The sequence below is a fragment of the Giesbergeria sp. genome (assembly GCF_028686475.1).
Lineage (GTDB): Bacteria > Pseudomonadota > Gammaproteobacteria > Burkholderiales > Burkholderiaceae_C > Simplicispira.
Genome location: NZ_JAQUCA010000018.1, coordinates 36359 through 48817 on the forward strand (window position 1 = coordinate 36359; position 12459 = coordinate 48817).

The 12459-nt window shown below is 57.3% G+C and carries 10 protein-coding genes; 1 reads left to right on the forward strand and 9 read right to left on the reverse strand.

The annotated features are described in order from the left end of the window. Positions 1 to 3: 3 nt before the first annotated feature. Together PHX60_RS11780 and PHX60_RS11785 are read right to left on the reverse strand one after the other, a co-directional pair. Positions 4 to 3273, reverse strand: coding sequence for an efflux RND transporter permease subunit (locus PHX60_RS11780; protein WP_300077796.1), 3270 nt, complete (start codon positions 3271 to 3273; stop codon positions 4 to 6). 12 nt (positions 3274 to 3285) lie between these two features. After that, positions 3286 to 4686 carry an efflux RND transporter periplasmic adaptor subunit gene (locus tag PHX60_RS11785; protein ID WP_300077799.1) on the reverse strand — a complete coding sequence of 467 codons (1401 nt, stop codon included), beginning with the start codon at positions 4684 to 4686 and terminating at the stop codon, positions 3286 to 3288. 182 nt (positions 4687 to 4868) lie between these two features. Here PHX60_RS11785 and PHX60_RS11790 point away from each other — a divergent pair, with 182 nt between their 5' ends. Continuing rightward, on the forward strand, positions 4869 to 5507 hold the full coding sequence (locus PHX60_RS11790) for a TetR family transcriptional regulator (protein WP_300077802.1): 639 nt from the start codon (positions 4869 to 4871) through the stop codon (positions 5505 to 5507). On the opposite strand, the gene hflC is transcribed toward PHX60_RS11790, so the two are convergent. The 7 genes from hflC to PHX60_RS11825 form a co-directional block, all read right to left on the reverse strand. Then, the gene (gene hflC / locus PHX60_RS11795; RefSeq protein ID WP_300077805.1) at positions 5476 to 6360 is read right to left on the reverse strand and encodes a protease modulator HflC; all 885 of its coding nucleotides are present in this window, start codon (positions 6358 to 6360) and stop codon (positions 5476 to 5478) included. The genes PHX60_RS11790 and hflC overlap by 32 nt on opposite strands. Positions 6361 to 6369: 9 nt before the next feature. Continuing rightward, the gene (gene hflK / locus PHX60_RS11800) at positions 6370 to 7749 is read right to left on the reverse strand and encodes an FtsH protease activity modulator HflK (protein ID WP_300077808.1); all 1380 of its coding nucleotides are present in this window, start codon (positions 7747 to 7749) and stop codon (positions 6370 to 6372) included. A gap of 46 nt (positions 7750 to 7795) precedes the next feature. Next, the gene (hflX, locus tag PHX60_RS11805; protein WP_300077811.1) at positions 7796 to 8944 is read right to left on the reverse strand and encodes a GTPase HflX; all 1149 of its coding nucleotides are present in this window, start codon (positions 8942 to 8944) and stop codon (positions 7796 to 7798) included. Between the two features lie 3 nt (positions 8945 to 8947). After that, positions 8948 to 9196 (reverse strand): RNA chaperone Hfq, encoded by a 249-nt coding sequence (gene hfq / locus PHX60_RS11810; RefSeq protein ID WP_300077814.1) that lies wholly within the window; start codon positions 9194 to 9196, stop codon positions 8948 to 8950. A gap of 89 nt (positions 9197 to 9285) precedes the next feature. Continuing rightward, positions 9286 to 10626, reverse strand: a complete 1341-nt coding sequence (gene der, locus PHX60_RS11815; RefSeq protein ID WP_300077817.1) for a ribosome biogenesis GTPase Der — start codon at positions 10624 to 10626, stop codon at positions 9286 to 9288. A 16-nt stretch (positions 10627 to 10642) separates the two neighbouring features. Continuing rightward, a complete protein-coding gene (gene bamB / locus PHX60_RS11820; protein WP_300077821.1) occupies positions 10643 to 11779 on the reverse strand; it encodes an outer membrane protein assembly factor BamB in 1137 nt (378 codons plus the stop codon). Then, positions 11776 to 12459 (reverse strand): tetratricopeptide repeat protein, encoded by a 684-nt coding sequence (locus PHX60_RS11825; protein WP_300077824.1) that lies wholly within the window; start codon positions 12457 to 12459, stop codon positions 11776 to 11778. The genes bamB and PHX60_RS11825 overlap by 4 nt, the downstream gene beginning before the upstream one ends.

Below are 12459 nucleotides of genomic sequence, written 5' to 3' on the forward strand. Positions count from 1 at the left end.
GGTTCAGTGTCCCTTCTGCGGAGGTTGATGGGGCGCATCGGCGTTACTGGCTCCTTGGTGCAGGGCGCGCTTTTCTTCTTCCGATAATCCTTCTTCGGCTTGGGCCAACAAAGCAGCGCTGGCTTCGGCAGTGATGCCCGCTTCTTCGGCGTGGTGCTTAAAGCGCTCACGCTGGCGAGCGCTGTCTTTGAACAGGCTACGCACCACGACAAAGAAAATCGGCACAAAAAACACTGCCAGCAGCGTACCGACCACCATGCCCGAAATCACCCCCGTGCCAATGGCGCGCTGGCTGGCCGAGCTGGCCCCAGTGGCAATGGCCAAGGGCACCACGCCCAAAATAAAGGCCAGCGAGGTCATGATGATAGGCCGGAAGCGCAAATGGGCTGCCGCCAGCGCGGCCTCAAATACGCTTTCGCCTTGGGCTTGCAAGTCTTTGGCAAACTCGATAATCAAAATCGCGTTTTTAGCCGATAAGCCAATGATGGTAATCAAGCCGACTTGGAAATAAACGTCGTTGGTCATGCCACGCCCGGTAATGCCCAGCAACACGCCCAGCACACCCAGTGGCACCACCAAAATGACGGCCAGCGGAATCGACCAGCTTTCGTACAGCGCGGCCAGTGCCAAGAACACCGCCAAAATAGCAAAACCGTACAAGATGATGGCTTGCGAGCCAGCCAGTTTTTCTTCGCGCGATTGGCCCGTCCATTCAAAGCCAAAACCGGGCGGCAATTGGGCGGCTAAGCGCTCCATCTCGGCCATCGCTTCGCCGGTGCTGTAACCCGGTGCAGCACTGCCCGAGATACGCATCGACGGATAACCGTTGTAACGCACGGTTTGCATCGCCCCAGACACCCAGCGCGTGCTGGCAAAGGCCGACAGCGGTACCGCCTTGCCTTGGTTATTCACGGCGGTCAGGTTGAGGATGTCTTCGGGCTGCATCCGGTCTTTGGCTTCGGCCTGCACCACTACGCGCTGCAAACGGCCCTCATTGGGAAAATCGTTCACATAGGCAGAACCCAAAGCGGTAGAAATAATGCTGTTGATGGCGGCAAAGCTCACCCCTTGGGCATTGGCCTTATCGCGGTCAATATCCACTTGCAATTGGGGTGCGTCTTCTAAGCCATCGGGGCGCACGCCAGTGAGGATTTTATTTTGGCGTGACATACCCAGCATTTGGTTGCGCGCAGCCACCAAGGCATCATGGCCGTTGCCGCCTCGGTCTTGCAAGCGGAAACTAAAGCCCGAACTGGCCCCCAATTCTGGAATCGGCGGCGGATTGAGCGGGAAAATAAACGCATCGCGGATACCCATCAAAGCACCCATCGCGCGCTTGACCAGCGCCTCGGCGGTGTGGGCCTCGCCGGGACGCTCGGCCCAATCCTTCAAGGTAACAAAAGACAGCGCGGCATTTTGCCCTTGGCCCGAGAAGCTAAAGCCCAACACGGCCACCATGCTTTTTACTTCGGGCTGCGCCAGCATAAAGGCTTCGACCTTTTCAGCTACGGCGCGGGTGCGCTCTTGCGTGGCACCGGGCGGCAGCTGGATATTCACCAACACGCTGCCTTGGTCTTCATTGGGCAAGAAAGAAGTGGGTAGGCGCAGATACAACACCCCCATCGCCGCCACCAGCGCTACATAAATCACCATCATGCGCCCGGAGCGGCGCAATAATTTAGCCACCCAACCTTCGTAGCCTTTGGTACTGCGGGCAAAGCCTCGGTTAAAAGCACCAAAAAAGCCAGTTTTGGCATGGGCATGGCCCGCTTGCACCGGCTTGAGCAAGGTAGCGCACAGTGCCGGTGTGAGCGATAGCGCCATAAAGGCCGAAAAGGCAATCGACACCGCCATCACGGCAGAAAATTGGCGGTAAATATTGCCCACCGAGCCAGCAAAGAAGGCCAGCGGCACAAACACCGAAATCAGCACCACCGTAATACCGATGATGGCCCCAGAGATTTGGCTCATGGCTTTGCGCGTGGCTTGCAGGGGGGATAGCCCCTCCTCGCTCATGATGCGCTCGACGTTCTCTACCACCACAATCGCATCGTCCACCACAATACCAATCACCAACACCATGCCAAACATGGTGAGTACGTTGATGGAGAAGCCCATCGCCAGCAGTGCGCCAAAAGTACCCAGCAGCGCCACCGGCACCACAATGGTAGGAATGACGGTGTAGCGCAAGTTTTGCAAAAACAAGAACATCACCAAAAACACCAGCACAATCGCTTCCAGCAGCGTCATCGCTACCTGTTTGATGGAGATTTTGATGAAGTTGGAGCTATCGTAAGGAATCGACCAAACCACGCCGGGCGGGAAAAACTTTTCCAACTCGGTCAAACGGGTTTTGACGGCCTCCGCTGCGGCCAAAGCATTGCCCGAGGGCGACAACTGCACCCCCATACCGGCGGCAGGTTTGCCGTTCAGGCGCGCGCTGGTGGCGTAGGATTGCGAACCAAGTTCAATGCGTGCTACATCGCGCAGGCGCACGGTAGAACCATCGGCATTGGCGCGCAACACAATGCGGCCAAACTCTTCTACCGTACTCAATTGGCCCGGCACCACCACCGTGGCCGAAATGGTTTGGCCCACCAGGTGCGGCAATTCGCCCAAACTGCCCGCCGATACTTGGGCGTTTTGTGCTTGGATGGCGCTGGCTACTTCGGCGGCCGATAAGTGGTAACTTTGCAGTTTGTTCGGCTCTACCCAGACGCGCATGGCACGCTCGGCACCAAACAATTGCACTTGGCCAATGCCGGGTAGGCGTTGTAACTCAGGCACCACGTTGCGCGAGGCGTAATCGCTCAACATCGACACGTCGATTTTTGGGTCGTTTGACGACAACATGGCAAACAACAAGAAGTTGGAGCGCGCCTTGTCCACGCGCACCCCTTGCTGGTTCACCACCGCTGGCAGGCGCGGCGTAGCGCGTGACAGGCGGTTTTGCACCTCCACCTGTGCCAGCTCGGCATTGGTACCGGGTTCAAAGCTCAGGGTGATGGTGCCCGAGCCATTGGCTTGGCTCACGGTTTCGATATACGCCAAGCCGGGCGCGCCATTCATTTCGCGCTCAATCACGGCCAGCACGCTGTCTTCCAATGTTTGCGCCGAAGCACCGGGATAGGCTGCCGTGATTACAATCGTGGGCGGTGCCACAGCCGGGTACTGGGCAATGGGCAATTTGGTGATAGACACCGCCCCCAGCACCATGATGAACAGGGCAATCACCCAGGCAAAAATGGGCCGGTCAATAAAAAATTTAGCCATAAACGTGGCTCCTTAGTGCTGGGCCGCGCTGGCGGGTGCCGTGCTATCGGCCTTGGTGCTGCTGGCTGGCGCTGCTGGAGCGCTGCTGGCAGGCTTGTCTGTGCTGGCTGCTGGTGCTGGCTCTGCGGTCGGACTGGCCGTTTTCTCAGGTGCAGGCGCAGGTGCGGCAGGTGCGCTGGCGTTGGCTTGCCACGGCACCGCCTTGACCGGGGTGCCCGGTGGCAGCATTTGCAGCTTCTGGAAGCCATCGACCATCACCTGCTCGCCTGCCTTGAGGCCCTCCAGCACCAACCATTGGTTGTTGCGCGCTGCCCCCACCTTCACCATGCGCGGTACCAATTTGCCATCGGCAGTAACGATGGTGACTTTGTCGCCCTGTTGGGTGCGCGTGACGGCTTGCTGTGGAATGCTGATGGCATCCGATACTTGGGCTTGCTCTAAACGCACACGCACATACAGGCCGGGCAACAATTCGCCTTTCGGGTTGGGTACCTCGGCGCGCAGCGTGATTTGGCCGGTGCTGGCATCGACCGTTAAATCGGAAAACAAAAGTTTGCCCGACAGCGGGTATTCGCTTCCATCTTCTAGCACCACGCGCACGCTGGCGGCTTCTTTGCCCGCTGCCCGTTGTAGCTGGCCAGACTCCAAAGCACGGCGCAGTTTCATGACTTCAGCCGCAGATTGGGTGAAGTTGACATACACCGGCTGAATTTGCTGAATCACCGCCAAGGGGGTGCTTTCGCCTTGGCCAACCAAAGCCCCCTCCGTGACCAAAGCGCGCCCAATGCGGCCAGAAATCGGGGCCGTGACGCTGGTATAGCCCAAGTTAATTTGCGCTGTTTGCACCGCTGCTTTGCCAGCAGCTACATCAGCTTGGGCTTGCTGCTGTGCCGCAACGGCATTGGCATATTCTTGTCGGCTCACGGCTTGGGCCTCGACCAAAGGTTGGTAACGCTGGGCCAAGGCCGTGGCTTGGCCTAAATTGGCTTGGGCGCGGGCCAATTGGGCTTGGGCCGTTTGCAAAGCCGCTTGGTAGGGGGCGGCATCAATCGCCAACAACAATTGGCCTTGCTTGACATCGCTGCCTTCGGTAAACAGGCGTTTTTGTACGATGCCAGCGGCCCGTGCGCGCACTTGCGCCACCCGCGAGGCTTCTACCCGTCCGGGCAGCTCGGTCACCAAACCGACATCGCCCAAACTGACCGTGACCACACCGACCTCAGGCAGGGGCATTTTGCCACCGGGCGGGCCTCCGGGGCCAGCCGTTGGGGCCTCGGTTTTGCCACAGCCAGCCAACAACAAAGCAGCTACCACCGCACTGACAGCAGCACCTGTATGAAAAAATCGTCGTGCGGGCGGCAGGGCCACGGCGAAAGACAAGGCCGTCTGGGGGGGACGCGAAAAACCGGACATGACAGAAATCCTTTGAAGGAAAAAGGCAGTGCAAGCGGCAAAAAACCAGCCGCTGGGGCCAGACGGCGCGCACAGCAACCCCTCCCACACACAGGAGGGGTGAAGAAAGCGATTAGTATATATACATTCAAGAATGTATGTATAGTGTGACTTTTAACCGCAAGTAAACCGGAGGTAAAAGAATGGCGCGACGCACCAAGGCTGAGGCGCAAGCCACCCGCAACAGCTTGCTGGATGCAGCAGAACAGCTTTTTCAGGCCCGAGGGGTTTCGCGCACCTCGCTCAATGATATTGCCAGCGCGGCGGGCACAACCCGTGGGGCCATTTATTGGCACTTTAAGGACAAGGCCGATTTGTTCAATGCGATGATGGAGCGCGTCACGCTGCCACTGGAGGCCACCCACGCCCAAGCCAACCAAACCGGCCCAGCGGAACAAAGTTTAGACCGATTGCGCGCTGCCTTACTGAGTGCGCTGCACCTGATTGCTACCGATATTTCTACGCGGCGCGTGCTAGAAATTGCCATCCAAAAGATGGAACTGACCAATGAATTAGGCGCGGTGCAAGAGCGCTGCCAGCGTATTTACCAACGCTGTGTCGAGCAAAACCAACGGGCCTTGGCCGCTGCCAGCCAAGCCAGTGGCCAGCCCCTGAGCATTGCCCTGCACACCGCAGCTATTGGCCTGCAAGCCTTGGTGGAAGGCTTGGTGCACCACTGGCTGCTCAATCCGCAGGCTTTCGATTTAGAGCAAACTGGCCAACAGACGATAGATGTCTATCTGGCCGGGCTTACTTACCCCCAGCGCTGCGAAACGCCTTGAAAAACTCGGAAGAACTGGGGTCTAGCAGCAGCACATCGCTCTTTTTGTTAAAGCTGGCTTTGTACGCATCGAGGCTACGGTAAAACTGGGCAAATTGTGGGTCACGGCCAAAGGCTTCAGCGTAGATGCGCGCGGCTTCGGCATCGCCCTCGCCCTTGACTTTTTGCGCGTCGCGGTAGGCATTGGCAATGGTGACTTCACGTTGGCGGTCGGCATCGGCGCGGATTTTTTCGCCTTCGGCGGCACCGGTAGAGCGCAACTCGTTGGCGACGCGCTTGCGTTCTGCTTCCATGCGGCGATAGACCGACTCGGTGATGGATTCGACATAATCCACGCGCGTAATCCGCACATCGACCACATCCACGCCCCACGGCTTGGCCCCACGCACCGACTCCAACACCTCGCGTTTGACGTCGGCCATGAGTTGCTCGCGCTTGGCCGAGAGCAATTCTTTCACGGTGCGCTTGTTGATTTCTTCTTGGAAGGCGTTACGCACCACGCGGTTGAGCTGCATGGCACCGGCGTTTTCATCCAAGCCCACGTTACGGATGTATTCGGAAGGCTCGCTGATGCGCCAGCGTACATACCAATCAATTACCACGCGCTGCTTTTCTGCCGTCAGCATCGGCTCGGTATCGGTGCTGTCTAGCGTGAGCAGGCGCTTGTCAATGTAGGTAACGTTTTGGAAGGGCGGTGGTAGTTTGAAGTTCAGGCCAGGCTCGGTAATCACTTCTTTAATCTGCCCTAAGGCATAGACGATACCAAACTGGCGCTGATCCACCACAAACAACATCGAGCTGGCCAAGGCCAGCAAGGCAAAAACGGAGGAAGCAAAAAATCCAACACGATTCACAGGGTTCTCCTAGCGGACTTCGCGGTCGCGGGTGCGGCTGTTGTCACGCGCGCGGGCATCTACCGGCAAGCTGGCCGGTGCTGACGCAGGTGCAGGTGCGGTGGCAGCGCTGGCGGGTACGCCCAGCAAATCAGGGGCTGGGATAGCACCGGTTTGCAAAATTTTGTCCAGTGGCAAATAAAGCAAATTGCCGCCTTGGCGCGAATCCACCACCACCTTGGTGACGTTGCTGTAAATTTGCTGCATCGAATCGAGGTACATGCGCTCGCGCGTGACCTGCGGGGCCTTTTGGTATTCGGCCAACACCGCGCTAAAGCGTTGGGCATCGCCTTGGGCTTGGGCCACAATGCGCGCTTTGTAGGCTTCGGCTTCTTCTTTCAGGCGCGAGGCCGAACCCACCGCCCGTGGAATCACATCGTTGGCGTAGGCTTCGGCTTCGTTTTTGGCACGTTCGCGCTCTTGACCGGCTTTGAGCACATCGTCAAAGGCAGCTTGTACCTGTTCGGGCGGACGCACGCCGCCTTGCTGCAAATTGATGCCTACCACTTCAACACCGACTTTGTAGCGGTCCAAAATCGTTTGCATCAGGTTACGCACGCGCGGCGCAATTTGGTCGCGCTCTTCAGCCAAGGCGGTGTCCATCCGCATTTTACTGACGACTTCGCGCACTGCGGTTTCTGCGGCTTGGGTGACGGCATCGGCGGGATTTTTGCTCTCAAACAGCCAAGCGCGCGCATCGTTGAGGCGGTATTGCACGGCAAATTTGATTTCAACGATATTCTCGTCTTCGGTCAGCATGGCCGACTCGCGCAGGCCGGTGGATTTAATCACGCTGTCGCGCCCGACATCGGTCGAGCGAATTTGCGTCACAAACACCAGCTCATGGCGTTGCACCGGATAGGGCATCCGCCAATTAAAACCGGCCCCCACGGTGCTGTGGTATTTGCCAAATTGGGTAATGACGGCCTGTTGGCCTTCTTGCACAATAAAAAAGCCGGTACCGAGCCAAATCAACACCGCAATGGTGGCAATCACGCCAATGCCAATGCCTGCGCCTTTCATGTCGGGGGGCTGCTGGCTGTGGTGGCCGTTGTGGTTACCCCCGCCGCCTTGCTTATCGCCAAACAGACCGGCCAACTTGCGATTGAGGTCACGCCAGAGTTCGTCTAAATCGGGCGGCTGCTGTCCATTGTTCTGCCGCCCTGAATCGCGCCCACGGCTATCGGGCGAAGCATCGGCTGCGGGCGGACGCGGTGGTGCGGGTGGCGCGGGCTTGTCGTCGCCAGTGCTGTTGTCACCCCGGCCCCAACGCGGGTCGTTGAGATTGAACATCCCACGCAGGCGCTGCAACAGGGGTGCCCAGCCACGGACAGAAGAGGGTTGGTTCATGCGAAAAATCTCTGATTCTGGTTTCAGTTAGCTTGGGGCGCGGGCCTCAATCTAGCGCATCTGCTGCTGGCACTGCTGGCAACACCGCTTGGGCCAGCAAGCCACGCAAAGCGGCCAAGCCGCTGCCACTGCGCGCACTGACAAACACCCGAGGTATCGGTCGGCCATCTAGCTCATAAACATCCTGCACTTGCTCGGGTTGCTGCGCCTCGGGCAGGGCATCTAGTTTGTTAAACACCAGCAATTGCGGCACATCGCTCGCCCCAATCTCTTGCAACACCTGTTGCACCTGCTGAATTTGCTCGGGAAACTTAGGGTTGGAGGCATCGACCACATGCAGCAGCAAATCGGCATCTATCGCTTCTTGCAAGGTGGCTTGAAAGGCATCAATCAAGCCGTGTGGCAAATCGCGGATAAAGCCCACGGTGTCAGACAGCGAAATCGAGCGCTGAATTTCGGTCAAATACAGCTGGCGCGTCGTGGTGTCCAATGTGGCAAACAACTGGTCTGCCGCATAGGCGCGCGCTTTGACCAAGGCATTGAACAGGGTTGATTTACCGGCATTGGTATAACCCACCAGCGAGACATTGAAAGTTTCGCGTCGCTCACGCTGGCGGCGCTGGGTGGAGCGTTGGCGCTTGACTTTAGAGAGACGTTCTTTGACGCGCTTGATGGCCTCGCTAATCATGCGCCGGTCTAGCTCAATTTGCGCTTCGCCAGGGCCACCACGCGCACCAATACCGCCGCGTTGGCGCTCTAAGTGCGACCAGCGGCGCACCAAGCGCGTGCTAAGGTACTGTAAGCGCGCCAGCTCCACCTGCAATTTACCTTCGTGGCTGCGCGCACGCTGGGCAAAAATTTCTAAAATCAAAAAGGTGCGGTCATTGACCGGTATCTCTAGGTGGCGTTCTAAATTGCGTTGCTGCGCTGGGCTGAGGGCTTGGTCAAACCAAACCTCGGCAGCGCCGTGCATTTGCGCCAACAGCCGAATTTCATCGGCTTTGCCACTGCCGACAAACAAGGCCGGATCGGGGGCCTTGCGCTTGCACACCACCGTAGCCACGGGGCGCATACCGGCGGTTTGGGCCAGCAGGCCCAGCTCTTCGAGTGGTGCGTCAAAATCGGGGCCACCAAAATCCACACCCACCAATATGACGGGCGTGGCCTCTTGCTGCTGTGCGTTATCGGGGTTCAAATATCAATCTCTCTCTGGCTCGGTGTTTTCGGCCACAGAAAAACTGACGGCGCGTCCGGGCACAATGGTAGAGATGGCATGTTTATAAACCATCTGGGTGACGGTGTTACGCAACAGTACCACGTACTGGTCAAAGGATTCAATTTGGCCCTGCAATTTAATACCATTGACCAAGTAGATAGACACTGGCACATGCTCGCGCCGCAAAGCATTCAGAAACGGATCCTGCAAAATTTGACCTTTGTTACTCACGATATCCTCCGTGTTAAATAAAACTAAAAATAGACCGCAAAAAACGGCAAGAAATGCCCCAATGGCAGGAAAACAACGGTGCCTGAAGATTAGCGTTCTTGGTCGGCATAGGGATTTTTAGAAGTTTTCATCTCTATGCGTAACGGGGTGCCCACCAGCTTAAACTCTTTGCGAAAGCGCCCTTCTAAAAAGCGCTTATAGGCTTCGGTCACATGCTCTAAAGAGTTGCCATGAATGACGATGACCGGCGGATTCATGCCGCCTTGGTGCGCGTAGCGCAGTTTGGGCCGGAACATACCGGCACGCTGTGGGCTTTGAAATTGCACCGACTCTAGCAGCAAGCGGGTAAGTACCGGCGTGGACATTTTGCAAGTGGCCGATTGGTGCGCTTGCAAAATCGCTGGCCACAAAGCTGCTAAATCTTGGCGCTTGATGGCCGAAATAAAATGCAGTGCAGCAAATTTGAGAAAGCCCAATTTAGAATCAATGGCGCGCTCAACCAATTGGCGTTGGTATTCGTCGATGGCATCCCATTTATTTACCGCCAGCACCACAGCACGGCCACTTTCTAAAATGTAACCGGCAATATGGGCATCTTGGTCGGTCACGCCTTGGGTGGCATCGAGCAATAACAACACCACATTGGCCGAATCAATCGCCTGCAAGGTTTTAACGACTGAAAATTTTTCAATCGCTTCAAATACTTTGCCTTTGCGGCGCAAGCCAGCGGTGTCAATCAGCTCAAATTTTTGCCCGTCGCGCTCAAACGGCACCGAAATGGCATCGCGCGTGGTGCCGGGCATATCGAAGGCCACTAGGCGCTCTTCGCCCAACCAAGCATTAATCAGGGTTGATTTACCGGCATTGGGCCGCCCAGCCACCGCCAATTTGATGGTTTTTTCTTCTTCTGCGGCGGCATCTTCGTCTGGCTCGGGCAGGGCCAGGCTGTCTAATGCCAGCTCGACCAAGCCGCGTATGCCTTGGCCGTGCGCTGCGGAGACCGGATAGACATCGCCCAAGCCTAGCTCATAAAACTCGGTCAGTTGCACGCCCTCGCGCATACCTTCGGCTTTGTTGGCCACCAACAGGCATTTTTTGCCCAAGCGGCGCAGGTATTGGGCGATATCATGGTCTTGGCCCGATAGGCCAGCGCGTGCATCCACCACAAACACCACCACATCGGCCTCGGCCACGGCTTGTTGGGTTTGGCGTGCCATTTCACGGTAAATACCGGCAGAGGCATCGGGTTCAAAGCCGCCAGTATCAATCACGATGTATTCGTGTGGACCTTGTTTGCCGCTGCCATAGTGGCGGTCGCGCGTGAGACCCGCAAAATCGGCCACGATGGCATCGCGGGTTTTGGTCAGGCGGTTGAAAAGGGTAGATTTGCCCACATTGGGCCGCCCTACCAAGGCAATGACTGGTTTCATTGGATTGTAATTATTGTTATTCGGGACGGAAGCCGTAGATTTTGCCGGCTACCGTGGTCACGACCAAGGTGTTTTCGGCCAGCATAGGCTGGGCAGAGATGCCAGAGTCATCGGTTTTGAGGCGATTGAGCAAGCTGCCATCGGTTTTGGACAAGAAGTAGAGGTTGCCCTCATGGTCGCCCACCACCACCGAGCGCCCTACCAGCAGCGGTGGCGATAGTTTACGGTGCTTGAGCAGTTCAGAAGACCATTGCAGCGTGCCGTTGTTGCGGCCCCAAGCCTGCACCATGCCATTGCTTTCGATGCCGTACACTGTTTGTGCATCACCAGCGACACCATGCACCCCTTGGGCTTTTTGGCTCCAGGCCATTCTACCGCTGCCCGTGTCTAAGCAGGCCAGCGCCGACTGAAAAGCCCTGGCACAAACGCTGCCACTGTGTTTGCTGATGGGGGCCACCAGCTCAACCAAGCGTTCGATTTCGTTGGTGCCACGCGGAATGGACAGAGCGGACTCCCACAGCACGCTGCCGCTGTCGGGTTGCAGCGCAACCATGCGCCCATGAATACCCACCAACAAGCTGTTGCCGCTGGCCGCCAGCACGCCCGCTTGTTGCAGCACCAAGCTATCGCTGCTGGTGCCGGGGCTTTGCGTCCAGAGGCGATAACCGTTGGCGGCATCTAAAGCCTGTACGCTGCGGTCGGTGGCCAGCACAAACACCCGGCCTCCGGCTACCAATGGCGGGGTGAAGACCGTGGCTTGTAAGCGCTGGCGCCATTTTTCTTGGCCCGCTTGCAAGACGATTAATTCGTTGTTGGCCGAGACCACGGCCACGGTGTCGCCATCAAACCCAATGGCCGCACTGAGCGGTTCTTGCAGGGCGCGCTGCCACAAAATTTGGCCGCTGCTGCTGTCTAGTGCCAGCACTTGGCCATCGCTAGAGGCCAAACTGACTACCCGGCCTTTGGCCTGCATTGCCAACGGGGGCTTAAAACCTGCCCCTACCCGTGCCGTCCAAGCCTGTTGCACCCCGAGCAAGGGAGCGACCATCTCGATGGTTTGCGGCTTGGGTGCCGAACTGCTGCCCCAAGAGGAGCAACCCGCCAACAACACTGCCAGCGCTAAACCCAGCCCAATACGCGCTTTATTCTTCATCCTGCAACCCCTTGGCCTGCTGTGGCGACGCTGGCTTTGGCCGGTTGCACACCCAAGGCATTGAGCTTGAACTCTACCAAGCGGCGGTATTCGGGGTTGTCGGCCAACTTATCGTAGGCTTTGCGGTATTGCTCTAGGGCTTGTTCGGGCTTGTCTTGTAATATGCGAACATCGCCTTGGCGGTCGGCCACAATGCCTTCAAAGGCAGCGGGTACGGCAAAGGAGAGTTGTTGCAAGGCTTCGTCGTAGGCTTTCTTTTCCATCAGCAAGCCAGCCAAGCGCAAACGGGCAATGGTTTTGTGGCCTTCGTCGGCCCCGCTTTGGCTGACCCATTGCAATACTTCTTCGGCCTTGGTGGCATTTTTTTGGTCTTGCCATGCTTTGGCTGCCAGCAAACCGGCCAACACCGATTGGTTGGTGCTGGCGTATTGCTCGCGCACATCTTTAAATGCCTGCTCTAATTTGGCCTCGTCTTTGGCCAATACGGCGCTGTCGAGGGCTTCTAGCACCGCAGCGGCCTGCATGGCTTGTCGGTTTTGCCAATACTGGTAGCCATTCCAGATAGCAATCGACCCAAAAACCAGCAACAGCACCGAGCTAATCAGGGTGCCCCAGGTATTCCAGAAGTGCTTGAGCTGGTCTATTTGTTCTTGTTCTTCAAGATCGAGATGGTTGGCCAT